Annotated in this window: 19 protein-coding genes; 5 read left to right on the forward strand and 14 right to left on the reverse strand. The window is 61.1% G+C overall.

The window, feature by feature from the left end; genetic code table 11:
• Nucleotides 1-6: 6 nt before the first annotated feature.
• The 12 genes from HBN63_RS11270 to glnE all read right to left on the reverse strand — a co-directional run bounded on the left by HBN63_RS11270 (nt 7) and on the right by glnE (nt 14,192).
• The gene (locus tag HBN63_RS11270; RefSeq protein ID WP_223181872.1) at nt 7-561 is read right to left on the reverse strand and encodes a serine acetyltransferase; all 555 of its coding nucleotides are present in this window, start codon (nt 559-561) and stop codon (nt 7-9) included.
• The gene (locus tag HBN63_RS11275; protein ID WP_170049476.1) at nt 561-1,475 is read right to left on the reverse strand and encodes a glycosyltransferase family A protein; all 915 of its coding nucleotides are present in this window, start codon (nt 1,473-1,475) and stop codon (nt 561-563) included. The genes HBN63_RS11270 and HBN63_RS11275 overlap by 1 nt, the downstream gene beginning before the upstream one ends.
• On the reverse strand, nt 1,462-3,216 hold the full coding sequence (locus HBN63_RS11280; RefSeq protein WP_170049477.1) for a carbamoyltransferase: 1,755 nt from the start codon (nt 3,214-3,216) through the stop codon (nt 1,462-1,464). The genes HBN63_RS11275 and HBN63_RS11280 overlap by 14 nt, the downstream gene beginning before the upstream one ends.
• Before the next feature lie 14 nt (nt 3,217-3,230).
• Entirely contained in the window at nt 3,231-4,679 is a 1,449-nt protein-coding gene (locus tag HBN63_RS11285; protein ID WP_170049478.1) for a lipopolysaccharide kinase InaA family protein, read from the reverse strand.
• A complete protein-coding gene (locus HBN63_RS11290; RefSeq protein ID WP_170049479.1) occupies nt 4,679-5,422 on the reverse strand; it encodes a lipopolysaccharide kinase InaA family protein in 744 nt (247 codons plus the stop codon). Before HBN63_RS11290 ends, HBN63_RS11285 begins: the two co-directional genes overlap by 1 nt.
• Nucleotides 5,419-6,156 (reverse strand): lipopolysaccharide kinase InaA family protein, encoded by a 738-nt coding sequence (locus HBN63_RS11295; RefSeq protein WP_170049480.1) that lies wholly within the window; start codon nt 6,154-6,156, stop codon nt 5,419-5,421. Before HBN63_RS11295 ends, HBN63_RS11290 begins: the two co-directional genes overlap by 4 nt.
• Nucleotides 6,153-6,983, reverse strand: coding sequence for a lipopolysaccharide core heptose(I) kinase RfaP (gene rfaP / locus HBN63_RS11300; RefSeq protein ID WP_170049481.1), 831 nt, complete (start codon nt 6,981-6,983; stop codon nt 6,153-6,155). The genes HBN63_RS11295 and rfaP overlap by 4 nt, the downstream gene beginning before the upstream one ends.
• Nucleotides 6,980-8,101 carry a glycosyltransferase family 4 protein gene (locus HBN63_RS11305; RefSeq protein ID WP_170049482.1) on the reverse strand — a complete coding sequence of 374 codons (1,122 nt, stop codon included), beginning with the start codon at nt 8,099-8,101 and terminating at the stop codon, nt 6,980-6,982. Before HBN63_RS11305 ends, rfaP begins: the two co-directional genes overlap by 4 nt.
• Nucleotides 8,101-9,102: a lipopolysaccharide heptosyltransferase I gene (waaC, locus tag HBN63_RS11310; protein WP_170049483.1), complete on the reverse strand. Its 1,002-nt coding sequence runs from the start codon at nt 9,100-9,102 to the stop codon at nt 8,101-8,103. Before waaC ends, HBN63_RS11305 begins: the two co-directional genes overlap by 1 nt.
• 1 nt (nt 9,103) lies before the next feature.
• Nucleotides 9,104-10,138 carry a lipopolysaccharide heptosyltransferase II gene (gene waaF, locus HBN63_RS11315; RefSeq protein ID WP_170049484.1) on the reverse strand — a complete coding sequence of 345 codons (1,035 nt, stop codon included), beginning with the start codon at nt 10,136-10,138 and terminating at the stop codon, nt 9,104-9,106.
• A 111-nt stretch (nt 10,139-10,249) separates the two neighbouring features.
• Entirely contained in the window at nt 10,250-11,173 is a 924-nt protein-coding gene (locus HBN63_RS11320; protein ID WP_170049485.1) for a branched-chain amino acid transaminase, read from the reverse strand.
• Between the two features lie 70 nt (nt 11,174-11,243).
• Nucleotides 11,244-14,192, reverse strand: a complete 2,949-nt coding sequence (gene glnE / locus HBN63_RS11325; protein ID WP_170049486.1) for a bifunctional [glutamate--ammonia ligase]-adenylyl-L-tyrosine phosphorylase/[glutamate--ammonia-ligase] adenylyltransferase — start codon at nt 14,190-14,192, stop codon at nt 11,244-11,246.
• 266 nt (nt 14,193-14,458) lie between these two features.
• Between glnE and aceE the strand changes: the two genes are divergently transcribed.
• Together aceE and aceF are read left to right on the forward strand one after the other, a co-directional pair.
• Nucleotides 14,459-17,104 carry a pyruvate dehydrogenase (acetyl-transferring), homodimeric type gene (aceE, locus tag HBN63_RS11330; protein WP_170049487.1) on the forward strand — a complete coding sequence of 882 codons (2,646 nt, stop codon included), beginning with the start codon at nt 14,459-14,461 and terminating at the stop codon, nt 17,102-17,104.
• A gap of 11 nt (nt 17,105-17,115) precedes the next feature.
• The gene (aceF, locus tag HBN63_RS11335) at nt 17,116-18,774 is read left to right on the forward strand and encodes a dihydrolipoyllysine-residue acetyltransferase (RefSeq protein WP_170049488.1); all 1,659 of its coding nucleotides are present in this window, start codon (nt 17,116-17,118) and stop codon (nt 18,772-18,774) included.
• A 99-nt stretch (nt 18,775-18,873) separates the two neighbouring features.
• On the opposite strand, the gene HBN63_RS11340 is transcribed toward aceF, so the two are convergent.
• Nucleotides 18,874-19,350, reverse strand: a complete 477-nt coding sequence (locus tag HBN63_RS11340; RefSeq protein WP_262498937.1) for a hypothetical protein — start codon at nt 19,348-19,350, stop codon at nt 18,874-18,876.
• 131 nt (nt 19,351-19,481) lie between these two features.
• On the opposite strand from HBN63_RS11340, the gene HBN63_RS11345 reads away from it, so the two are divergent.
• The 3 genes from HBN63_RS11345 (at nt 19,482) to HBN63_RS11355 (ending at nt 23,061) form a co-directional block, all read left to right on the forward strand.
• A complete protein-coding gene (locus tag HBN63_RS11345; protein ID WP_170049490.1) occupies nt 19,482-22,124 on the forward strand; it encodes an EAL domain-containing protein in 2,643 nt (880 codons plus the stop codon).
• 65 nt (nt 22,125-22,189) lie between these two features.
• A complete protein-coding gene (gene msrA / locus HBN63_RS11350) occupies nt 22,190-22,837 on the forward strand; it encodes a peptide-methionine (S)-S-oxide reductase MsrA (protein ID WP_170049491.1) in 648 nt (215 codons plus the stop codon).
• A gap of 26 nt (nt 22,838-22,863) precedes the next feature.
• On the forward strand, nt 22,864-23,061 hold the full coding sequence (locus HBN63_RS11355; protein ID WP_160085716.1) for a putative motility protein: 198 nt from the start codon (nt 22,864-22,866) through the stop codon (nt 23,059-23,061).
• Here the strand turns inward: HBN63_RS11355 and HBN63_RS11360 are convergent.
• The gene (locus HBN63_RS11360; protein ID WP_170049492.1) at nt 23,058-24,710 is read right to left on the reverse strand and encodes an NAD(P)/FAD-dependent oxidoreductase; all 1,653 of its coding nucleotides are present in this window, start codon (nt 24,708-24,710) and stop codon (nt 23,058-23,060) included. The genes HBN63_RS11355 and HBN63_RS11360 overlap by 4 nt on opposite strands.
• Nucleotides 24,711-24,758: the final 48 nt, after the last annotated feature.

Here is a 24,758-nt window from a genome sequence, read left to right on the forward strand (position 1 = left end):
TAAATATTAAATTGACTTTTGGATAAGCCTGCATTGTTTCTCGGTGATATAAACTTGATTAGCAGGGATACTTTTATTGACGAAACTCATGGCGCCCAAGGTGACATTGTCACCAATGTGGATATTACTGCCGATAATGCAGCTATTGGCCCCCACATCAACGTTATCCCCAATTATCAATAACGCATCACTTTTAAAGTCCGTACCAATCGTTGTGTTCTGCCGAATAGTAAAGTTTCGCCCAATACGCACAGTGCGAAAAATAACAATTCCCTGCATATGGCTTAAGCGTAAGCCTTCAGCGATTTCCGCGCCGAGCATTATTTCAATACCGTGACGTTGTATCAGTCGATTGTTGATCCCCTTGGCGAGGGACTTGAACATCCGATTACGCTGCCAAGACAGATGTTCGGCCAATCGAAACCAAAAAAGAAAATGAGCCGGCCGATTACGCCGTATACGGCGCCAGAGCCGCACCCAGGAAAATTTTTTGTCTATCCCATCCAGTACTTCGACCTGCCAGTAGTACCTCAAGGGTTTACGCTGCATGTCGTCGCCCATCACTCCCCTCCGAGCCATAGCTTGATGGCTTTACGGGTGTAGGACCAACGTAGCACGGCTCGCCAGTCAGCTTTCAATGCCTGCCGATAAAACTCGCGAGCCTTTTGGTTTTCCCCCGCCGTCACGAACGTCCGGAACAAGGACAAATAGCGCTGCGCAGTAAACGGCTTCTTCAATACCTGCATCGCGGCAGGTAAACGGCCACTGTCGAACACTTCCCCGATCAGTTGCTCCCCGATCTGCATGCCATAACTCAGGTTGTGCCGCAGGCTGTCGTCGTGTTTGTAAATAAGGGCCAGAGGGCTATGCAACAAAGTGCAAGGATAGGCAGCGAAAACCTGAGCGAATACTGGAATATCTTCGGCATTGCGGAAACGCTCCGGATAGCGGCCGAGCCCGAAAACCTCACGATGCATGGCACAAGCGCCATTCGACACACCCAAAGTCTTTTCCAACAAATACCCTTTAACCCGCGCTATTGCCGTAGCAGGTAAAGGATCGGGAGCATGCTCTTTACGCCGCCCATTCGCGTATACAGAAATATGCCCGCCAATGATCAACCTGCTATCAGGGTTTTCAGCGATATGCCTGAGCAACAATGCCAACGCCCCGTCGACCATTTCATCATCAGCATCGAGAAATACCAGATAAGCGCCGCGAGCCTCATCAATGCCGCGGTTCCGGACCGCAGCCAATCCCGCATTGACCTGACGAATAGCTCGAAACCGACCAGGGTATGCTTGTTCAAGAGCCGCCATTACAACTGCTGTATTGTCGGTCGAGCCATCATCGATAATGATCAACTCGGCATGCTCATCTAATTGACGCAGTACAGACTCAGCAGCCCTAGGCAAGGTCTCCCCATAGTTGTATGCGGGAATGACGACGCTGATCTGCACCTCAGACGTTGTCATACCAATCCTTGCCGTCCTTGACCACCAGGATGTCTTCCATGATCAGGTACTGCAGGTCGGAGCCGTAGAACATGTTCAGCGCATCGGTCGGCGAGCAGATCATCGGCTCACCACGGCGGTTCAGCGAGGTGTTCAACGACACGCCGTTGCCGGTGAGTTTTTCTAGCTCCAGCATCATGTCGTAATAGCGCGGGTTGTATTCGCGTTTGAGCACCTGAGCACGTGAGGTGCCGTCTTCGTGCACCACTTCGCTTACACGGGTCTTCCACTCGTCGTTGACTTCAAAGGTGAAGGTCATGAACGGGCTCGGGTGATCAACCTTGAGCATCTGCGGACCAACGGTGTCGAGCATCGACGGGCAGAACGGCCTCCAGCGCTCGCGGAACTTGATCTGTTCGTTGATACGGTCGGCCACGCCCGGCACGCTCGGGCAGCCGATGATAGAACGACCACCGAGGGCGCGCGGACCAAACTCCATACGCCCCTGGAACCAGGCCACTGGGTTGGCGTCGACCATGATCTTGGCGATGCGCTGCGGCATGTTGTCGATCTGTTTGAACACCGGCTTGCTCGGGTGACGAGCACAGGCGGCGATCACATCTTCGTTGCTGTAGGACGGGCCGAGGTAGACGTGCTCCATCTTTTCCACCGGCACGCCGCGCTGGTGCGATACATAGGCGGCAGCGCCGACAGCTGTACCGGCATCGCCGGAAGCGGGTTGTACGAACAACTCTTTCACGTCGTCGCGGGCAATGATCTTCTGATTCAACTTGACGTTCAGCGCGCAACCGCCGGCAAAGGCGATCTTGCCGGTTTCGCGGATGATGTCACCGAGGTAGTGCTCCATCATCTGCAGCGCCAGTTTCTCGAACAGTGCTTGCATGCTGGCCGCGTAGTGGATGTAAGGGTCATCAGCGATATCGCCATGACGCTTGGGCCCCAGCCACTCGATCAGTTTCTTGGAGAAGTAGAAGCCCTTACCGTTCTCTTTATAACGACGCAGACCAATGACGTTGGCGTACTCGGTATTGATGATCAACTCGCCGTTCTCGAACTTGGCCAAACGCGAGAAATCGTACTTACTGGCATCGCCATAAGGTGCCATGCCCATGACCTTGAACTCGCCATCGAGCATCTCGAAGCCGAGGAATTCGGTGATCGCGCCGTACAGGCCACCCAAAGAGTCCGGGTCATAGAACTCTTTGATTTTGTGAATCTTGCCGTTCTCGCCGTAGCCGAAGAAGGTGGTGGCGTACTCACCCTTGCCGTCGATGCCGAGAATCGCGGTTTTCTCGGTAAAGCCCGAGCAGTGGTATGCGCTGGCGGCATGTGCCAGGTGGTGCTCGACAGGCTCGATCTTGATCTTTTTCAGGTCGAAGCCGAGTTGCTGCAGGCACCATTGAATGTGTTTGTAGTAACGCTTATAGCGGCGGTTACCCATGAGGATGGCGTCCAGCGCACGATCCGGGGCGTACCAGTAGCGCTTGGCATACTTCCAGCGTGCTTCGCTGAAGATGCTGATGGGGGCGAAAGGAATGGCCACCACATCAACATCACTCGGTTTGATCCCGGCTTGCTCCAGGCAGAACTTGGCCGATTCGTAGGGCATGCGGTTCTTCGCGTGCTTGTCGCGCACAAAGCGCTCTTCTTCGGCGGCCGCGATCAGCTTGCCGTCGATATATAGGGCGGCGGAAGGGTCATGGCTGAGGGCGCCGGACAGGCCGAGAATGGTCAGTGCCACTGGTTTTGCCTCTTCTAGTCTGCTGAGCCGACGGCGGGCGTCAGCGGTATACGTTGGTTGAGCAACTGGTGCAGCGCCGAGTCGGCGGGCCAGTTACGCAGAAAGCGGGCGCGGTCGCGGGCATAGGCCTTGGCGAAACTACGCGCACTGCGGTGCTGCTGCATGGCGTCGAGATCGATTAGCGACCAACGACCCAGACTTTCATCCCAAAACAGATTATGCCCCTTGAAATCGCCATGGCTGATGCGTTCACGCAACAAGGCAGCGAACAAACGATCCAGCGCCAACAGCTCGGTTTCCGGGGGTGTTCCATCTTGGTATGGCTGAAAGCGCGCGATTATATCCTGCCCGCCGCAGTATTCGGTAATCAGGTAGGCGCGCCCACGTAACCAGCACCAGCGCCGCTCCAGCACGGCCAGTGGCTGTGGCGTGACGATGCCCAGCAGCTGCAGACGATTGCCCTCGACCCAGCTGTGCCAGGCGCGACTGGGCCGCCAGAAACGTTTCAGCCAGTGGCCGAGGTTTTTCACGTTGTAGCGCTTGACCACCAGTTCACGATCGGCCTGGTGGACCAGAGCCACCGTGGCGGAGCCGCCTAATTTCAAGGCCCGCCCTTCCGCGAGCAGAGCGTCGGGCTGATCGAGCAAGGGCGCAAGCTCAGCGGCACACTCACGGCGCACTACGCGCAAACCGAACGCGCCAACCCGGGCACTGAACAGGCTGCAATCGCGGGCAATCTTCTTCATATAGTCGCGCAGACGCCAGCGCCTGACCTTGGCCACCTCAGCCAGCAGCGCTTCCAGTGGCAGCGCGTGCTCGCCATTGGCCAGCAGGTAGTGCACCAGCAACTCTTCAACAAAGGGCTGCACGTCAGCAGGCAGCTGGGCGAAGAACATACCGAGGTTCTCCAGCACCCGCGTCCGCGACAACGGCTTGCCGGCGACTTCGACGCACACCCCGCCGCCATCGATAATCGACACACTACCGGCATGACGCAACAGGTTGTCCAAGTGCAGATCGGACTGCCACAGGCCGCTGGCGTGCATCTGTGCGATCACGGTCAGGGCCTCGCCGAGCACAGCCTGCTGCGCCGCACTCAGCAGCGGCTGGCCCTCCACAGCTCGCCAGGTATCCCACAGGCTTTGCGCATCATCGAGGTAGTCGAACAACAGCCAACCGCCTTCACCTGCCTGCCAGCCCTGAGCCAACAGCTCGGGGGTTTGCAAACCTTGCCCAGCAAGAAGGTGTGCACCCTGAAGCTCGCGCTGAAAATGCCGCTCGGCCTTGCCGCCAACCAGCAACTTGGCTAGCACCGGCCGTCCGCGCCACAGCGCAAGCGCGACGTAGCGTTGATCCGGCAGCACGCGCAACAAGCGCTGCAGCTCCAGCACTTCGCCCGCCAGTTCGAGACGCAGCGGCAGTGCCGGAGCGCGACCGGCCTGGGCCAGCTGGGCAAGATCCATCAATGCGCCTCCTTATGCCGCCGGCGCGCGCCCAGCTGCTGCCACCAGCCCTCCAAGTCGCCCGCAGCCCCCAGGTAGGACAGCAGCAACTCGCGCACCTCGGCCTCGGTCCAGACGCTGGCACGACGCAACAACGGCTCCAGATCCTTGATCCGGTCACGCTGACCGAACAACAGTGGGCGGGTCTTTTCCAGGTCGATCAGCTGCGCGGCAAAACCCGCGCCGTCCGCCTTGAGGAAAATATGCTTGGGGTAGAAACAACCGTGCATCTGCCCTGCACCGTGCAGCTGCCGCGCCAGTTCGCCGCAGGCGCGCAGGATGGTCTGGCGAGTAGCGCTAGGTGCAGAACTCCAGCCCTGCAGCCAATGTTCGAGATCGTGCCAGCCGTCCAGTGCGCGAGTCAGCAGGATGGCGCGCCGCTCGCCGGGGAAACGTCGCTCAGCGAAGAAGGCCGCCTGCAACGCCGGGATACCCAGCCGACGATACGCCTGGATATTGCGAAACTCGCGAGCGAAGGTCGGCTCGCCAAAAGGATGCAGCAAACTGCGGGTCAGGTGGTTGCTCTGGCGCTTGAGGTAGAAGGCCGCACCGCCCAGCTCCAGGCGATACACACTGCTCCAGCCGCCGCGTTCGGTATTGGGTTCATCGACCGCCTCCAGCTGCAAGGCCCACAGCGCCTCAAAGCTGGCCAGCCCCTCACGTTCGAGAGCGGCACGATCCTCGGCCGCGATAAAATCACTCATTCCCGCCCCTCGAAGAATTTGACGATGCGGCGCACCTTGCGCTTATCCGCAGCACTCAGGCGCTCGCGACCACGGTACTGCAGATAAAAGCGCAGTCGCTGAGTACGGCTCAGGTGGTGTTTGGCCACTTTATCCAGGCAAGCAAGGTCCTTGATCATGCGGTAGCGGAGCAACGGCCCCCACCAGAACGCTCCGGTCGGGCAATCGATAAAGAACAGCTCCGCCCGGTCGTTGACCAGCAGATTGCGCCATTTCAAATCGTTATGGGTGAAGTGGTGATCGTGCAGGGTGCGAGTGGCGCGGGCCAGTTGCACACTGACCTGCTCGACCCATCCCCGGTCGGCAAGGCGCTCGTCCTTACGCCGCGCCAACAGCGCCATATCCTCGGTACGGGGCAACTCGCGGGTGATCAGCGCGCCACGCACGAAGGATCCAGCCTTGCGTTCCAGACCATAGGCCACGATAGATGCAGTGGGGATGCCCCACTTGGCAAAATACTTGAGGTTCTGCCACTCAGCCTTGACCCTTGGCCGACCGATATAACGGCGCACCCCCTTGCCCGCGCCCCAGTAGCGTTTGACGTAATAGCACACGCCATCACGCTCGATACGTACCACTTCCGACAGCGGGTCGCGGGTCAGCCGCTGCCCCTTAAGGGCAAACACCCGCTGCAGATCGGCCAGTTCATCGCGCAACGCAGCGGGACAATGCTCGGTTATCCGCCACTCACTCATTGCACGGCCCCCGGCGCATATTTACGGACGTAACGCTCTAGCAGGCGCTGCGCCTTGGTTTCCAGCCAGGTCAGCAGCCGCGCCTCTTCGCCCAGGATCTGTCGCAACGGCTGCGGCCCCTTCAGTGCAGCGAAATAAGCGCGCAGAAAACGCAGCTTGTCGCGTTGAGTCAGACCGATATCCAGTACGGAGAAATACAGCGCGGCCAGGTCCTTGTTGCGCCAGCGCAAGGGCAGCTGATTGCGGACTTGGGCGCGGTGCAGGTCGATCACTGACAGGCGGAAATCGTCCGCGGTTACCGGCTTATCGGTGTGCAGCAGAAAATGGCAGATGTAGCAGTCACGGTGGTTGACCCCGGCGCGGTGCATGCTGCCAACCATGTTCGCCACTTCTTTGATCAACGCCCACTTCAGCCGTGGCTCGGGCGGTTGCTGTGCCCAGTTCAGGCTGAGTTGTTCGAGGTCGGTGGTCGGCGCCAGTTCTTCGGTGACGATAAACGAATGCTGCGCCGCCGGGTTGCTGCCGCGCTCGCCGTAGGCCACGGCGGTCATGGTCGCCACGCCGACGTCGGTCAGGCGCTGAATGGCTTGCCACTCCTGGCGCGCACCGAGCACTGGCAGTTTTGCAGTGAGCAGGTTTTTGACGATCTCGCCCCAACCGATGCCGCGGTGGATCTTGACGAAGTAACCGCGCCCGTCGACTTCAGTGCGCAGCGTGCGGCGGCCTTCCAACTCGCGATAGACCTGCCCCTGCAAAGCCTCGACGGCGACGAAGGCATCGCGGCCGGCCCACAGGCTTCTAAAGGGTTCAGCCAGTACCAGTTTCATGGACGCTTCGCCAGAATGATGTCGGCCGCGTGTTGCGGCATGGAATACAGATCGGCGCTGTCGGCATAAGCCAAACCGTTGCGCCCCCAGAAGGCACGACGCGCATCGTCGGCAAGCATATCGGCGAGCAGATGATTAAGCCGCTCCTGCTCGAACGGCCCACTCAGCACCCGCCCGGCATCCGCCTCGGCGATGTAGTGGGCATAGCCGCACACGTCCGTTACCAGCACCGGCAGGCCGGAGACCAGCGCCTCCAGCAGCACGGTGCCGGTGTTCTCGTTGTAGGCCGGGTGGATCAGCAGATCGGCACCCAGCAGGAAACGCGGAATATCGCTGCGCCCCTTGAGAATCTGCACCTGATCGGACACACCCAGCGCCTTGGCCTGCAGCTGGAACGAGCGCGGATCGTCCTGACCGATGGCGATCAGTCGGGTGCGTTGCTTCAGCTCACGCGGCAAGGCGGCCAGGGCTTTGAGGCTGCGATCCAGACCCTTGGTCTTGAAGCCGGAGCCGATCTGCACCAGCAGCAGGTCGCTATCCGACAGCTTGAATTCAGCACGAAACTCGGCGCGAATCTCAGCGGCATTGGCCGGCGCGCGGCGGTCTGCAGCGATGCCCGGCGGCAGCAGGTGAAAGCGCTGCAGCGGGGTGTGGTAATGCTTGATAAACAGCGGTTGCTGCACTTCGGAGATCATCAGAATCTCGGTTTTCGATTCAGGGGCAAACACCGCCCGCTCGTAATCGGCGAAGTGCTTGTAACGGCCCCAGCGCTTGTACAGCGGGTTGCGCAGGGTCTGCGCCTTGTCTTCATAGCAACCATCGGCGGCGTAGTAGACGTCTAGGCCGGGCATCTTGTTAAAGCCGATCACCCGATCCACCGGGCGCTTGGCCAGGTCGGCCTCGACCCAGGCAGTGAGCTTTTCATTGCGTTTGTGGTTGAACAGCGCCTTGACCGGCACCACCACCACCTCGAAGCCCGCCGGCACTTCGCCTTCCCAGATCGGTGTGTAGACGCGAACGGCATGACCGCGCGCCTGGCACTCCAGGGCGATGCGCATAAAGTCGCGCTGCAGGCCACCGAAGGGGAAGTATTTGTAGAGGATAAACGCGAGCTGCATCAGACAACGTCCTCGGCCAGCAACAGGGCCTGCAATTGTGTGGCGACACGCTCCGCATCCAGACCGTCGAAACAGGCTTTGTGTCGATCACCCGAGCCCGCATTCGGCCCCGTCGCGCACAGGTGCACCTGACCACGACCATAGGCACCGACGCGCCCCGGCAGGGTCGGCCCGTACAGGGAAATACTGGGCACATCCAGCGCAGCGGCCAGGTGGCCCAGCCCGGTATCCACCGCCACGCAGGCGCTGGCCCCAGCGATGACCTTGGCCACACCTGCAAGATTTAATTTGGGCAACACCGCAGCGTTTTCAATGCCAGCAGCGATCCGTTCGGCGCGTGCCTTCTCGGCTTCATTGCCCCAGGGCAGGCGCACCGCCCACCCCTGAGCGCTCATCTGCTCGGCCAGCGCACGCCAATCGGCCTCCGGCCAATGCTTGCTTGGCCAGGTGGTGCCGTGCAGAAACAGCAAGTAAGGCTGCGATACGGAGTCGGCCAGCTGCATGCGGTTCAGGCCGTAGTCGCCGACGCCAGCTGGCAGCGCATAGCCCAGCGCCTGGGCGAATAACTGGCGGGTGCGCTCAAGGGCATGCTGCTCGCGCGGCACGGCATAGGCGTGATCATAGAAGCGACTGGCCAGCGGCTCGCGCGCGGAATCGCGATCCAGGCCAGCGATTGGCGCCTTGACGTAACGGGTTAGCCAGGCGCTTTTCAGCAGCCCCTGGGCATCGATGACAAGGTCGTACTTGGTTTCGCCAAGCCGCTGCTTAAAGCGCTTCCACTCGCCATTTTTCAGGGTCTGCCAGAGGTGTTTGCGCCAGCGGCGAATCGCCACCGGGATAACCTGTGCCACGGCTGGGTGCCAGGCGGGAATCTCGGCAAAACCCTCCTCCACTACCCAATCAAACTGGATGCCGGGAATCGCCCGCGCAGCATCGGTGAGCGCCGGCAAGGTGTGCACCACATCGCCCAGCGAGGAGGTTTTGATCAACAGTACCCGCAAGCTATTCAACCTCGACAGGGTCGCCGACCAGGCGATCCAGCGCCTCGATCACCGGGCGCGGCTTGAGCTGGCCCAGGCAGTTGTAATGGCCAAAACGGCAAGTACGGTCGAAGCAGGGGCTGCATTCCAGCCCTAGGCGGACGATTTCCACCTGCTCGGCCAGCGGCGGGGTAAAGCCAGGCGAGGTCGAGCCGTAGACCGCTACCAGCGGACGATTCAGCGCCGCAGCCACATGCATCAGGCCAGAGTCGTTGGACACCACAGCGCCGGCGCAAGACAGCAAATCGATGGCTTCGGCAAGGCTGGTTTCGCCGGCCAGGTTCACCGCCTCCTCGCGCAGGCCGGGAATCAGCCTGCTGCGAATGTCCTCGCCAACCGGGTGATCGTTCTTCGAACCGAATATCCACACCTGCCAGCCGGCGCGGATTTTCAGCTCGGCAACCTTGGCGTAATGCTCGCTCGGCCAGCGCTTGGCTTCACCGAACTCAGCCCCGGGACACAGCGCCAATACCGAGCGATCCATGCTCAGGCCGAACTTGGCCAAGGCGGCGTCGCGGCTCTGTGCATCGATCTGCAAGGCTGGGCGTGGATAAGGCTGCGCCAGCTCCGCACCCGGCTCGAAGGCCAGCGCCATAAAGCGCTCGATCATCAGCGGGTAGCGCTCTTTATCCAACGTGCGGATATCGTTGAGCAGGCCGTAGCGCAGCTCACCCTTCCAGCCGGTGCGCTTGGGGATACCGGCGAAAAACGGCACCAGCGCGGACTTCAGCGAGTTGGGCAGCAGAATCGCCTGGTCATACTGGCCGGCCAGGGACTTGCCGATCTTGCGCCGGGTCGCCAGTTCGAGCACGCCATGGCCGAGCGGAAAGCTCAGGGCCTGACGCACTTCGGGCATGCGTTCGAGAATCGGCCGGCTCCACTCGGGGGCCAGTACATCGATTGCACAGCCGGGGTGGCGCTGTTGCAGACACTGAAACAGCGTCTGCGCCATCACCATGTCGCCCACCCAGCTGGGGCCTACGATCAGTATTTTCATGCCACTTCCAGAAACGACCAAGGAGGCTTTCGCCTCCCGGACAGACTCAACGCTCGACTATCAACCTAGCCTGCATCGCCGGTGGAGCCCCATCCGGCATACGCGAGCGGCTTATTTAACCAGGGTGCGCCACTCGGCGTGGGCATCGGTTTTACCGGTCACCATGTCGAAATAGGCGGTTTGCAGCTTCTCGGTGATCGGCCCGCGACGGCCTGCGCCAATCTGCCGGCCATCGACTTCACGAATCGGCGTGACTTCGGCAGCGGTGCCGGTAAAGAAGGCTTCATCGGCGATATACACCTCATCGCGGGTGATACGCTTCTCGACCACTTCCAGGCCATGCTCGGCTGCCAGGGTCAGAATGGTATTACGGGTAATACCGTTCAGGCAGGAAGTGACTTCCGGGGTATAGATCACGCCGTTACGCACCAGGAAGATGTTCTCGCCCGAACCCTCGGCCACATAGCCTTCGGTATCCAGCAGCATGGCTTCGTCGGCACCACCGGAGATGGCTTCCTGCAGCGCCAGCATCGAGTTGATGTAGTTGCCGTTGGCTTTGGCGCGGGTCATCGAGATGTTGACGTGGTGGCGGGTGAAGGAGCTGGTACGCACCTTGATGCCGACCTGCAGGGCTTCGTCGCCCATATAGGCGCCCCAGCTCCAGGCTGCGACGATCACCTGGGTTTTCAGGCCACTGGCGCGCAGGCCCATGGCTTCAGATCCGTAGAACACCATTGGGCGGATATAGGCGCTTTCCAGGTTGTTCTCACGCACGGCAGCGCGGGTGGCTTCGTTGATCTCGTCTTTGGAGAAGGGAATCTTCATGCCCATGATGTGGGCCGAGTCGAACAGGCGGTCGGTGTGCGCTTGCAGGCGGAAAATCGCCGTGCCTTGCGGGGTGTTGTAGGCGCGCACACCTTCAAACACGCCCATGCCGTAGTGCAGGGTATGGGTCAGCACGTGGGTGGTCGCGTTGCGCCACGGCACCAGCTCGCCGTCATACCAGATCACGCCATCACGATCGGCCATCGACATAGTTGCCTGCTCCTCAAACTCGATTGGTACAACATTGGCCGGCCACACTGGGTGTCCGACATCCTCAAATTCAGCTCAAACCCAGTTCCTGCCAGATGCGCATCACCGTGCGCCGCTCTTCGGCGAACTGATCCCCGCTGACCACCCCAGGTTGCTTTTGCAGGGCCTGGCGGTGGGCCGCCGAGCGGTAGGCCTTGTAGATATCCTGCAGCAAGCGGGCATCTTCGCCCGGTAGCAAGCCGACCCGCTCCAGCCCTTCCAGAATGCGAATATTGTCAGTGAACTCAAGCAATTCCGGGTACTGGCGCGACCAGGCCAGGGCCGCGTATTGCACCATAAATTCAATATCGACGATACCTCCGGCGTCCTGCTTGAGGTCGAACGGCGCGGTGGCCTCGAAGGCATTCGCCGCGGTGCCGGCCGCCGTGGCCTTGCTGCCGAGGTTGTCGCGCATCTTCGCGCGCATCTCGCTAACCTCGGTGCGCAGGGTGGCCAGGTCGCGCTCACGCCCCAGCACGCCGGCGCGCACCGCCTCAAAGGCCTTGCTAACCCGCGCACAGCCGACCAGCACCCGTGCCCGCACCAGCGCCTGATGCTCCCAGGTCCAGGCCTCGCCCTGCTGGTAGCGCTCGAAGGCACCCAGCGAGCTGACCAGCAGGCCCGCAGCGCCGGAAGGCCGCAGGCGCATATCCACCTCGTAGAGCTGGCCGGAGTTGGTCTGGGTGGTCAGCAGGTGAATGATGCGCTGACCCAGGCGATTGAAGAACTGCGCGCCGTCGATGGACTTTTCGCCATCGGTTTCCGCATGCGGGTCGCCGTCGTGGATAAACACCAGATCGAGGTCCGAACCATGGCCCAGCTCGATGCCGCCGACCTTGCCGTAGCCGACGATAACGAAATCCGGATCACAGATGCTGCCGTCGGCACGCCGCGGCGCGCCGTATTTACTCACCGTATGGCGCCAGGCCAGGGCCAGCACCTGATCGAGAATCGCCTCAGCCAGCCAGGTCAGGTAGTCGCTGACCTTCATCAGCGGCAGAGTGCCGGCAATTTCCGAGGCGGCGACGCGCAGTCGGTGCGCCAGCTTGAAGTGGCGCAGCGCTTCCATCTGCTGCTCCAGATCCTCTTCGGGAATGCGCATCAGCCGTTCACGCAGCTCGGCGGCCAGCTCGGGCGCCAGCGGCGGCTTGAACAGACGCCCTTCATTAAGCAGCTCATCGAGCAGCAGCGGGAAGCGGGTGATCTGTTCGGCAATCCACGGGCTGGCCGCGCACAGGGTCAGCAGGCGCTGCAGCGCGCTGGGGTTTTCCGTGAGCAGCACCAGGTAGGCCGAACGCCGCGCCACAGCTTCGATCAGCGGCAATACGCGCTCCAGCACCAGGTCCGGATTGTCATGCTCCACCGCTTGCGCCAGCAGGCGCGGGATAAAGGCATCCAGACGCTCGCGACCGAGGCGCTGCATGGCGCGCACCTGGTTGCCGTTGCGCAGTCCAGCCAGGCGCTGCCAGGCCGATTGCGGCTCAGCAAAGCCGGCCTCGGCCAGTTGTCGGCACGCGGCCTCTTCGTCCTGCACATCATCCCAGAGCGGCAACCACTCGCAGCCCACGGCCTCTTCGACCGGCTCGCCACCTTCCTCCTCATCAGGGTCGGCGATCACCTGGCGGAAGTGCCAGTCAACCCGGCCACGCCAGTGCATCAGCTGCTCGTGGAACGCCTGCCAGTTGTCGAAGCCCATAATAAAGGCCACCCGCGCACGGTCCTGATCGTTGTCCGGGAGCATCTGCGTCTGCCGGTCATCGATGGCCTGCAGCGCGTGCTCGGCATAACGCAAGAAGGCGTAACCGTCGCGCAGCTCATCGGTCACCGCCGGCGGCAAGTAGCCCTGATCGCGCAGGGTATTCAGCACAGCAAACAACGAGCGCTGCTGCAGGCTAAGGTCGCGACCACCGTGAATCAGCTGGAAAGCCTGGGCGATAAACTCCACTTCGCGAATGCCACCAGAGCCCAACTTAATGTTCTCAGCCATGCCCTTGCGGCGCACTTCCTGCTGAATCAGCTGCTTCATCGCACGCAGCGCTTCAATCGCCGAGAAATCCAGATAACGCCGGTAAACGAAGGGCCGCAGCATCTCCAGCAGCTGTGCGCCAGCGGCTTGGTCACCACCGACCACCCGCGCCTTGATCATCGCGTAGCGTTCCCAGTCGCGACCCTGGTCCTGGTAGTACTGCTCCAGCGCATTAAAGCTGAACACCAGCGAGCCGGAGGAGCCGTAAGGGCGCAGGCGCATATCGGTGCGGAAGACGAAGCCCTCCACCGTGATCACATCCAGCGCCTTGATCAGCTTCTGACCGAGACGGATAAAGAACTCCTGATTATCCAGCGGGCGCTTCACCCCTTCGGTTTCGCCGCCTTCGGGGTAGCCAAAGATCAGGTCGATGTCCGAGGACAGGTTCAGCTCATGGGCGCCCAGCTTGCCCATGCCGAGGATGACCATATGCTGCGCCTGGCCGCTGCGCCGGCCGATGGGCGTGCCGAACTGCGCGCAATGCCTTGGATAGAGCCACTGATAGGCCAGATCGATACAGGCATCGGCCAGATCGGAAAGGTCGCGGCAGGTTTCGATCAAATCCGCCTGGCGACTGATATCGCGCCAGATGATGCGCAGCTGCTGACGATTGCGGTAGCGCCGCAAGCGCCGCCCCAGTTCGTCGTCATCGGCGCACGCCTCCAACGTCAGCGCTAATTGCCCGCGCAATTCGCCCGCCCCGAGACTGCGTTCCAGTTCACCACTGGCGGCCAGATCGAGCAGCATCTGCGGATCGCGCATGCCCTGCTGCACCACGAAATCACTGGCAGCGCCCACACGCTGCAACGCCTCCACTCGCGAGCGCGGCCAACCTGCGAAAGCCGCTGCAGCCTCACTGGAAAGCTCAGCAAATGCGTGCTGCAGGGACTGTTCGGCACGCAGTGCGAGGGGGGACAAGGCAGCAGGCAAAGAGGCCAGCGCGGGCAGGCTCATGGTCTATCCTTTTTAGCGGTCTGTCAGTGCAGCGACCATGGATGGCACACCCAGCGCTAGAGCGGGTCGAATCACTGGCAGAAAAATAATTGTAGTTTTACTACCAAAGATTGTATCCAAAAGGCTGAAATCGGCGTCGGAATGTAGTAAAACTACACGCAGCCGGTCCTACCCCCGGTCAATCCAAGAATTCACGCGGCCACTCACGAAGTCGGCCACGAAACCTGGCCTCCGATTCTGGAAGCCTTTCCGCCCTGGAGCAAGCCATGCAAGACCTCGATCCCGTCGAAACCCAGGAATGGCTGGACGCCCTTGAGTCCGTCCTCGATAACGAGGGTGAAGACCGCGCACATTACCTGATGACCCGTATGGGCGAGCTGGCCACCCGCAGTGGTTCACAGCTGCCGTATGCGATCACCACGCCCTACCGCAACACCATCCCGCTGACCCACGAAGCACGCATGCCTGGCGACCTGTTTATGGAACGCCGCATTCGCTCGCTGGTACGCTGGAACGCGTTAGCCATGGTCATGCGCACCAACCTGAAAGATTCGGACCTGGGCGGCCACATCTCCAGCTTCGCGTCCTCGGCGACCCTGTATGACATCGGCTTCAACTACTTCTTCCAGGCCCCTACCGAGGAGCACGGCGGCGACCTGATCTTCTTCCAGGGCCACGCATCGCCCGGCGTTTACGCCCGCGCCTTTATGGAAGGCCGCATCACTGAAGACCAGATGAACAACTTCCGTCAGGAAGTCGATGGCAAAGGCCTGTCGTCCTATCCGCACCCGTGGCTGATGCCGGACTTCTGGCAGTTCCCGACGGTCTCCATGGGGCTGGGCCCGATTCAGGCGATCTACCAGGCACGCTTTATGAAGTACCTGGAAGCGCGCGGCTTTATCCCGGCCGGTAAGCAGAAGGTCTGGTGCTTTATGGGCGACGGCGAGTGCGACGAGCCGGAGTCCCTCGGCGCGATCTCCCTGGCTGGCCGCGAGAAGCTGGACAACCTGATCTTCGTCATCAACTGCAACCTGCAGCGCCTCGACGGCCCTGTACGCGGTAACGGCAAGATCATCCAGGAACTCGAAGGCGTGTTCCGTGGCGGTGGCTGGAACGTTAACAAAGTGGTCTGGGGCCGTTTCTGGGACCCACTGCTGGCCAAGGACGTCGACGGCATCCTGCAGCGCCGCATGGACGAAGTCATCGACGGCGAATACCAGAACTACAAGGCCAAGGACGGCGCGTTCGTCCGTGAGCACTTCTTCAACTCGCCGGAACTCAAGGCGATGGTCGCCGATCTGTCCGACGACGAGATCTGGAAGCTCAACCGTGGCGGTCACGACCCGTACAAGGTCTATGCGGCCTATCACCAGGCGGTCAACCACAAAGAGCAGCCGACCGTAATTCTGGCCAAGACCGTCAAGGGTTATGGCACCGGTGCCGGTGAAGCCAAGAACACCGCGCACAACACCAAGAAGGTCGATGTCGACAGCCTCAAGCAGTTCCGCGACCGCTTTGACATCCCGGTTAAAGACGACGAGCTGGAAAACCTGCCGTTCCTCAAGCCGGAAGAAGGCAGCGCCGAAGCCCGTTACCTGAGCGAGCGCCGCGCCGCCCTCGGTGGTTTCGTGCCACAGCGCCGCGCCAAGAGTTTCAGCATCCCGACGCCACCACTGGATACCCTCAAGGCCATCCTCGACGGCTCGGGCGACCGTGAAATCTCCACCACCATGGCTTTCGTGCGCATCCTTGCGCAGCTGGTCAAGGACAAGGACATCGGCTCGCGCATCGTCCCGATCATCCCGGACGAAGCGCGTACCTTCGGCATGGAAGGCATGTTCCGCCAGCTCGGTATCTACTCCTCGGTCGGCCAGCTCTATGAGCCGGTGGATAAAGACCAGGTGATGTTCTACCGCGAGGACAAGAAGGGCCAGATACTCGAGGAAGGCATCAACGAAGCTGGCGCGATGAGCTCGTTTATTGCGGCCGGTACTTCGTACTCCAGCCACAACCAACCGATGCTGCCGTTCTACATCTTCTATTCGATGTTCGGTTTCCAGCGTATTGGTGACCTGGCCTGGGCCGCTGGCGACAGCCGCACCCGTGGTTTCCTCATCGGCGGCACCGCCGGCCGTACCACGCTGAACGGCGAAGGCCTGCAGCACGAGGACGGCCACAGCCACATGCTGGCAGCGACCATCCCCAACTGCCGCACCTATGATCCGACCTACGGCTACGAGCTGGCGGTGATCATCCAGGACGGCATGAAGAAGATGACCGAGCAGCAACAGGACGTCTTCTACTACATCACCGTGATGAACGAGTCCTACCAGCAGCCCGCCATGCCGGCCGGTATCGAGGAAGGCATCATCAAGGGCATGTACCTGCTCGAAGAGGACAAGAAGGAAGCCGCGCACCACGTGCAGCTCCTCGGTTCCGGCACCATCCTGCGTGAAGTGCGCGAGGCGGCGAAGATCCTGCGTGACGAGTTCAACGTCGCTGCAGACGTATGGAGCGTGACCAGCTTCAACGAACTGCGCCGCGACGGCCTGGCCGTGGAACGCAGCAACCGCCTGCACCCGGGCCAGAAGCCCAAGCAGACCTACGTGGAAGAATGCCTGAGCGGCCGCAAGGGCCCGGTCATCGCCTCCACCGACTACATGAAGCTGTTCGCCGAACAGATTCGCCAGTGGGTACCGAGCAAGGAATTCAAGGTGCTGGGCACCGACGGCTTCGGCCGCAGCGACAGCCGCAAGAAGCTGCGCCACTTCTTCGAAGTGGACCGCAACTGGGTTGTGCTGGCTGCCCTGGAAGCACTCGCCGACCGTGGTGATATCGAACCTAAGGTGGTGGCCGAGGCCATCGTCAAGTTCGGCATCAACCCGGAAAAACTCAACCCACTGGACTGCTAAGGAGCGAAACGATGAGTGAATTGATTCGCGTACCCGACATCGGTGGTGGTGAGGGTGAAGTAATCGAACTGATGGTCAAGGTCGGTGATCGCATCGAGGCTGATCAGAGCGTGCTGACCCTGGAGTCGGACAAGGCCAGCATGGAAATCCCCGCGCCGAAAGGCGGCGTGGTGAAAAGCCTGAAAGTAAAGCTGGGCGACCGCCTGAAAGAAGGCGACGAACTGTTTGAGCTGGAAGCCGAAGGCGCTGCCCAAGCAACCGCGGCGCCTGCCGCAGCACCGGCTGAAGCGCCCAAAGCAGCAGCTACCGCACCAGCCGCTGCACCTGCGCCAGTCGCGCAGGCCAGCAGCAGCGTGCAGGACGTACATGTGCCGGACATCGGCTCGGACGGCAAAGCCAAGGTCATCGAGATTCTGATCAAGGTCGGCGATAGCGTCGAAGCTGATCAGTCGCTGATCACCCTGGAGTCGGACAAGGCCAGCATGGAAATCCCCTCGCCGGCTGCCGGCGTGGTGGAAAGCATAAGCGTCAAACTGGAAGACGAAGTTGGCACCGGTGATTTTATCCTCAAGCTGAAAGTGGCCGGCGCCGCTGCGGCTCCAGCAGCCGCAGCGCCAGCACCGGCCGCTGCACCCGCAAGTGACGTGCACAAAGTTCCGGCCGGCGCGCATCCTGCGGTCGCTGCCGAAGTTGGTGCAATTGCCTCGCTGGCAGCCGCTGCTGCCAACGTTGCCGCCGCGCCCAAGCGTGACGGCGCCAAGGTGCATGCGGGCCCGGCTGTGCGTCAGCTCGCTCGCGAGTTCGGCGTCGAGCTGTCCGCCGTACCGGGCACCGGACCGAAAGGCCGCGTGCTCAAAGAGGATGTGCAGGCTTACGTCAAAACCATGATGCAGAAGGCCAAGGAAGCACCAGCTGCCGGTGCAACCGGTGGAGCCGGTATCCCGCCGATCCCGGTGGTGGACTTCAGCAAGTTTGGTGAAATCGAAGAAGTGGCGATGACCCGCCTGATGCAGGTCGGCGCCAACAACCTGCATCGCAGCTGGCTCAACGTGCCGCACGTGACCCAGTTCGATTCGGCCGATATCACCGAGCTGGAAGCCTTCCGCGTCGCGCAGAAAGCCGTGGCGGAAAAGGCCGGGGTCAAACTCACCGTGCTGCCACTGCTGCTCAAGGCCTGCGCCTTCCTGCTCAAGGAACTGCCGGACTTCAACAGTTCACTGGCGCCGAGCGGCAAAGCGATCATCCGCAAGAAATACGTGCACATCGGCTTTGCCGTGGACACTCCGGATGGCCTGCTGGTACCGGTGATCAAGAACGTCGACCAGAAGAGCCTGCTGCAGCTCGCCGCTGAGGCCGCCGTGCTGGCGGAAAAGGCGCGCACCAAGAAGCTGTCAGCCGACGATATGCAGGGCGCCTGCTTCACCATCTCCAGCCTCGGCCACATTGGCGGTACCGGCTTTACGCCGATCGTCAACGCGCCGGAAGTGGCGATTCTCGGTGTGAGCAAGGCCACCATCCAGCCGGTCTGGGATGGCAAAGCCTTCCAGCCCAAGCTGATGCTGCCGCTGTCGCTGTCCTACGACCACCGCGTGATCAACGGCGCCGCTGCGGCGCGCTTCACCAAGCGCATGGGTGACGTACTGGCGGACATCCGCACCATGCTGCTGTAACGCATCAACTTTCGAGCAGCCACGCTCGTACCCTCGACCCCGCCCAGTTAGGCGGGGTTTTTTTTAGATTTAAGCCAGCGGTGGAACTATGGGAGACGATCAGCCTTTCTGCAGATTACGGATCAGAAAGCTCAGTGCTTTGGCCAGTTCGGCAGAGCCCTTGTGATCGCGCACGATGGTCAGCATTGGGCTGCCGTCGTTGGGGTTGTGCAGCACGCAGCTGATGCCGCTACTCGGGCATTCGTAACGCACGAAAGGGTCGACGCCAAACAGCGGCACCCGCTGGTTGCGCACGGCAATATCGGTGCCTTGCTGGCTACGGGTTTCTTCACGTAGTAGCAGCTCGCCGGACTCGCCCTGACGCAGCTGATAGAGCAGGTCCTGACGCTGCGCCTGGCCGACCTGATAAGCGGCGCGCAGGGCGTAGGTTTTAAGCAGATCATTGCAATGCGCCAGCAGCGCTTGGCGGTCATTCTCGGTCAGATAAAGGCGTTTCAATTCGAGCAGATAATTGCCCTGTTCGGCACTGCTCAAACCCGTGTCAGGCTCAGCTGCGAACGCTGTCGAGGTGACCATACAGCTGCTCAGCAGCACTGCGGATATTAGTTTTCTTGTCAGTCGCAATTGCATGATGCACCCTTACCCGACGCTATAAATGAAGTGAGTCGATTACCGCTTCGATCAGCATACTGGAAGCCAGCCACCGAATGAAAAGCCATCCCGATGCCGCAAGTCGTTTAGCGGCCGAGGTTGTGACGCAGTTGCCAGTGCCTTCGCGCCTCGGCCTACTGCGTTTCGAGCGCTTGAATGAAGCCAGCTGGGCCCTGCTGTACCTCGATTCAGGCTGCGAACAACAGTTCGGTTTGCCGGCCCATGAACTCTGCTCCCTGCTCGATGCGCCCTACGCCAGCCTGATGGAACCCGCAGCTCGCCACCAGCTGCATGACAACATTGCGCAGCAGCTGGCCGCCCGCCACCACTACAGTGTGCAGTACTGCCTGCACACACCGCGCGGCAGCCTGACGCTGATGGAAGTGGGCGAAGCCTTCAAGCAACGCGGCCGACACCTGCTACGCGGCTACCTGCTGGTGATGAACGAGCAGAGCGCTCCGTCGCCACAAACCCTCGAGCTGTACCAGCGCAGCCAGGCCGAGCTGCAGGCGCAACAGCAACGCACACAAGCCCAGCAACAGTTGATCGTCACCCTCGCGCGCCATCATTACGGCGACAGCAACCCCTTGCGTGAAGCCGCCGAACTGATCAGTAAAAGCGCTTGTGAGTTGTATGGCGTCAGCCGCGTCGGCATCTGGAACCTCAATCAGCACATGCTGCAAGCGGTGGCCCTGTATCAACAGGATCAGGGCCGGCATGTCGAGCAACCCGACATCGACGCCAGCCCCTACCCCGCCTACCTGCAGGCGCTGCACAGCGGCCGGGCGCTCGACGCCCATGATGCCTACCAGGACCCGCGCACCCACGAGCTGAGCAACAGCTACCTGAAACCCATGGGCATCGCGGCGATGCTCGATGCCAGCATCCGCATCGCCGGTGAAGTGGTGGGCGTGCTGTGCCTGGAACATAGCGGCTCGCCACGCACTTGGCAGGCTGACGAAATCGCCTTTGCTGGCGAACTGGCCGATCAATACGCTCAGGTGCTGACAAACCAGCAACGCCGTTCTGCAACCAACGCGTTGTACCTGTTTCAACGCGCCGTCGAGCAAAGCTCAAGCGCCTTTATCCTGCTCGACCGTGATGGCCTGGTGGAGTACGTAAACCCGAGCTTTACCGCCATTACCCTGTACAGCGCCAGCGAAGTCCAGGGGCGCCGCCTGTCCGAAATACCGGCATTGGAAAACCTCAGCGACCTGCTGTTTGACGCCCGCTCCAGCCTGGCCGAACAGAACAGCTGGCTGGGTGAATTCAAGAGCCGCCGGAAAAACCTCGACCCCTACTGGGGGCAACTGTCGTTGTCCAAAGTCTATGCCGACGATGGCAGCCTGACGCACTACATCGGCATCTACGAAGACGTGACGGCGAGCAAGCAGGCGCAGCAGCATATTGAGCGCCTGGCCTTTCGCGACAATCTCACCGGGCTCGGCAACCGCTACGCCTTTATCCGCTCACTGGAAGATCACTTCAGCGCGCACCCCGGCAAACCGATCAGCCTGCTGCTGGTGGATATCGACAATTTCAAACGGATCAACGACAGCCTCGGCCACCAGACGGGCGACAAACTGCTGGTCAGCCTCGCGCGCCGCTTGCGTAACACCCTGCACCCCAGCAGCGTATTGGCCCGCTTTGCCAGCAACGAATTTGCCGTATTACTCGACCTCAACCAGGCCGACAGTCAACTGGTGGCGCAAAAGCTGCTGCAGACGTTGGACAAGCCACTGTTCGTCGACAACCAGCTGATCAACGTCACCGGCTCCATCGGTCTGGGCTGCGCGCCCGATCACGGTGATGACCCGCAAACCTTGATGAAGCACACCGGCTTGGCGCTGCATAAAGCTAAAGCCAACGGCAAAAATCAGCTGCAGGTGTTTACTGATGCACTGAATGCCGAAGCGCACGACAAGCTGTTCGTTGAGAGCAACCTGCGCCGCGCGCTGATGCAGAACGAGCTTGAGGTGTTCTACCAGCCCAAGCTGTGCCTAAAGCGGGGTCGACTGCTGGGCTTGGAAGCGCTGCTGCGCTGGAATCACCCAGACAAGGGCATGATCAGCCCGGACAGATTTATCAGCGTGGCGGAAGAAACCGGCCTGATCATCCCCATCGGCAAATGGGTCACTCGCCAGGCGTGCCGCATGAGCAAACAGCTGATCGCCGTCGGCCATGCGCCGCTGCAGATGGCCATCAACCTGTCGCCCAAACAGTTCTCCGACCCGGACCTGGTGGGTGAAATCGCCGCCATCCTGCATGAAGAACAACTCGACCCGGCCCTGCTCGAACTGGAGTTGACCGAGAGCCTGCTGCTGGAAGCCACTGACGACACCCGCCATCAGCTCAGTCGCTTGAAAAGCCTGGGCCTGACCCTGGCCATGGACGACTTCGGCACCGGTTATTCTTCACTCAGCTACCTGAAGAAATTCCCCATAGATGTGATCAAAATTGATCGCAGCTTTATCAAGGACATCCCGGAGAATCAGGACGACATGGAAATCACCTCAGCGGTGATCGCCATGGCACATAACCTGAAACTCAAGGTGGTAGCCGAGGGCATTGAAACACCTGCGCAGCTGAACTTTTTGCGCCGCCAGCAATGCGACATCGGCCAAGGCTACCTGTTCGACAAACCTATCGCCGGTCGCGACCTGCTGGAAAGGCTCAAGCGCTATCCAAACAAAGGCTAGCCGGCTGTAACAAGCCCGCCTTATAACGGTCTATGACACACATGCTTCTGCTGAGGAAATGGCTCATGGTTCTGCGTTCGCAAATTCTCGCCCACAAACTCGAACTGCCCACCGCCGAACAGGCCCTGCCCGGCCGGGCAGACGTGATGAAGGTGCCGACTGCGCATTTCGTCAATGGCAATGCGCTGCAGGGGCCATTTCCTGAAGGCCTTGAGCAGGCGGTATTCGCCATGGGCTGTTTCTGGGGCGCGGAACGGCGCTTCTGGCAGCAGCCGGGGGTGTGGAGCACGGCAGTCGGCTATGCCGGCGGCCATACGCCGAACCCAACCTATGACGAAACCTGCTCAGGCCTGACCGGCCATACCGAAGTCGTGCTGGTGGTATTCGATCCGCAGGTCACCAGCTACGCCGCATTGCTGAAAGTGTTCTGGGAGGCGCACAACCCGACCCAAGGCATGCGCCAGGGTAACGACACGGGCAGCCAGTACCGTTCGGCGATCTACTGCTACGGCGCCGAACAACTGGCCGCAGCACAGAGCAGCCGGGCCAAATTCCAGGCGGAATTAAGCAAAAACGGTTACGGCGCTATCACCACCGAAGTACGCGAGGCGCCACCGTTCTACTACGCTGAGGCCTATCACCAACAGTACCTGGCGAAGAACCCCGGCGGCTATTGTGGCCTGGGTGGCACGGGCACTTGCCTGCCAGACTGAAGACACCTGACGCAGAAGGAACCCCCATGGAACTCAGCAGCCTGACCAACCAGGTGGCGTCCCAGGCCTCGGCGCAAGCCTCCGCCATGGCCTCGCTGCTGTTACTGCGCAAGACCCTGGAACTGCAGGCCGCCAACATCGGTGGCCTGATTGAGGCCGCCACGCCAGCCAGCCTGCCGAGCAACCCGCCCAATCTGGGCAATAGTGTCGACGTCGTGGTTTAGCCCGCTGCATCCGCCGTCGCATTGGCGGCGGTAGGCGCTTGTGCCTTCCAGCTTTTCAACAACTTGCCCACCCTGTAACCGCGCCAGCCGAGCATCCGCGATGCGGTCATGACCCCGGCCATCAACGCGCCGCCCACGCCAGCCGTCACCGTATCCGCCCCGGTCAGGTACAGGCCCTTGATCGGCGTCTGGGTGTGAATCCAGTGCTGCTCGAAACGCTCGACCGTGTGATCAATCCCGTAGATTTCACCCTGTTCGTTCCACTGGTACCACTCAGTGGACAGCGGCGTGCCCAGCTCGCAGAAATCCAACGCACCGCGCAGTTGCGGCTGATGCTGGTAGAGGGTTTCCAGCAGCTGCGCAGTCAACTCGGCCTTGAACGCCTCGTACTCGGCACCGCGCTTGCCCCAGGTGGTGCCCTTCCACTGGGCGAACCACTGCGGCTGGGTCGGCGCGACGATTTCCACCGTGGCCTTGTTCGGGTAATGCGCATCCCAGGCCGGGTCTTTGGCCGAGGGGAAGCTGATGTAGATCAGCGGCATCGCCGGATTCTGTCCGGCCATAAAGCTGCTGACGTTGTGGTCGTGATCATGACTCGGGTAGACCCAGTAGTTGGTCTTCGGCAGCTTCAACTCGGCGGCGCTACCCTTAAACCCGGCGTACAGGCACAGGGTGGCGGCCGACAGTTTGACCTTGGGCAGTTGCTCCAGCAGGCCATGGTCGCTCGCAACTTGCGGTTCGAGCAGACGGGTATAGGTCGGCACCAGGCCGGCGCAGCTGACGATCTGCGGCGCGCGAATCTCGACGCCGTCTTTCTGCAAACGCACACCGACCGCACGGCCCTTTTCGACCAGGATCTTGTCGACCCCGGCATAGGTGAATACATGACCGCCTGCCGCCTCGATCACCGGGATGATGGTCTCGGAAATCTTTGTCGCGCCGCCCACCGGATAGTTGCCGCCGGTGATGTAGTGCTTGGCGACCATAGCGTGCATCACAAAGGCGGCTTCGGCCGGCGGCAGGCCGTAATCACCCCACTGCGCGGTCAGCACGCCGATCAACTCCTGATTGTCGGTCAGACCTTCAAGCACTTCACGGGTGGTTTTGAAGAAGTAATCCGGCAGCCACAGACGGCGCAATTTGCCGTAGAGCATACCCAGTGAGCGCGGCAGCGCCTGACCCGCAAAAAAGCGCGGCACCTTGGCACTGACCTCGCTGAGCAGATCGACATAGCGGTCGAGCACTGCGGCCTCGCCGGGGAAATGGCGCGCCATCTCCGCTTTGAATTCATCACGCCCGGCCACGTAGTCATAGGTCTGTTCGCCCATCACGATGCGGTCGTAATGGGCGTCCATTGGCGCCCATTCGAGGTTACCGTCGCTGATCACATCGAACACCCGACGGATCGCCGACCAGGGCTTGTGCACCTCGCCGATGTAATGCACGCCCACGTCCCACTCGTAGCCTTCGCGTTCATAGCTGTGGGTATAGCCGCCGGCGGTGTAATGCTGCTCCAGCACGCACACGCGCTTGCCGAGCTTGGCCAGCAGCGCGGCGGTGGTCAGGCCGCCGATACCGGAGCCGATGATGATGGCGTCGTAATCGTTGCGCGCCAGACGCGAACGAAAGCGGGTTCCTGTGCGTTTCATGGGCAGCTCCGTGGTTATTTTTGTTATGCAAGTTTTTGCATAATAGGC

Origin of the sequence: Pseudomonas sp. WS 5011, assembly GCF_012985775.1 — a bacterium.
Lineage (GTDB): Bacteria > Pseudomonadota > Gammaproteobacteria > Pseudomonadales > Pseudomonadaceae > Aquipseudomonas > Aquipseudomonas peli.

Coding starts and splice junctions, on each gene's coding strand:
- HBN63_RS11305 (WP_170049482.1), bottom strand. CDS start 8,101: ATGCAGCTCGCGTTTATCCTCTACAAATACTTCCCCTTCGGTGGCCTG.
- HBN63_RS11345 (WP_170049490.1), top strand. CDS start 19,482: ATGAAAAGCCATCCCGATGCCGCAAGTCGTTTAGCGGCCGAGGTTGTG.
- HBN63_RS11320 (WP_170049485.1), bottom strand. CDS start 11,173: ATGTCGATGGCCGATCGTGATGGCGTGATCTGGTATGACGGCGAGCTG.
- waaF (WP_170049484.1), bottom strand. CDS start 10,138: ATGAAAATACTGATCGTAGGCCCCAGCTGGGTGGGCGACATGGTGATG.
- rfaP (WP_170049481.1), bottom strand. CDS start 6,983: ATGAAACTGGTACTGGCTGAACCCTTTAGAAGCCTGTGGGCCGGCCGC.
- HBN63_RS11295 (WP_170049480.1), bottom strand. CDS start 6,156: ATGAGTGAGTGGCGGATAACCGAGCATTGTCCCGCTGCGTTGCGCGAT.
- msrA (WP_170049491.1), top strand. CDS start 22,190: ATGGTTCTGCGTTCGCAAATTCTCGCCCACAAACTCGAACTGCCCACC.
- HBN63_RS11360 (WP_170049492.1), bottom strand. CDS start 24,710: ATGAAACGCACAGGAACCCGCTTTCGTTCGCGTCTGGCGCGCAACGAT.
- HBN63_RS11275 (WP_170049476.1), bottom strand. CDS start 1,475: ATGACAACGTCTGAGGTGCAGATCAGCGTCGTCATTCCCGCATACAAC.
- HBN63_RS11270 (WP_223181872.1), bottom strand. CDS start 561: ATGGGCGACGACATGCAGCGTAAACCCTTGAGGTACTACTGGCAGGTC.
- HBN63_RS11290 (WP_170049479.1), bottom strand. CDS start 5,422: ATGAGTGATTTTATCGCGGCCGAGGATCGTGCCGCTCTCGAACGTGAG.
- glnE (WP_170049486.1), bottom strand. CDS start 14,192: ATGAGCCTGCCCGCGCTGGCCTCTTTGCCTGCTGCCTTGTCCCCCCTC.
- HBN63_RS11285 (WP_170049478.1), bottom strand. CDS start 4,679: ATGGATCTTGCCCAGCTGGCCCAGGCCGGTCGCGCTCCGGCACTGCCG.
- aceF (WP_170049488.1), top strand. CDS start 17,116: ATGAGTGAATTGATTCGCGTACCCGACATCGGTGGTGGTGAGGGTGAA.
- HBN63_RS11340 (WP_262498937.1), bottom strand. CDS start 19,350: ATGGTCACCTCGACAGCGTTCGCAGCTGAGCCTGACACGGGTTTGAGC.
- HBN63_RS11355 (WP_160085716.1), top strand. CDS start 22,864: ATGGAACTCAGCAGCCTGACCAACCAGGTGGCGTCCCAGGCCTCGGCG.
- aceE (WP_170049487.1), top strand. CDS start 14,459: ATGCAAGACCTCGATCCCGTCGAAACCCAGGAATGGCTGGACGCCCTT.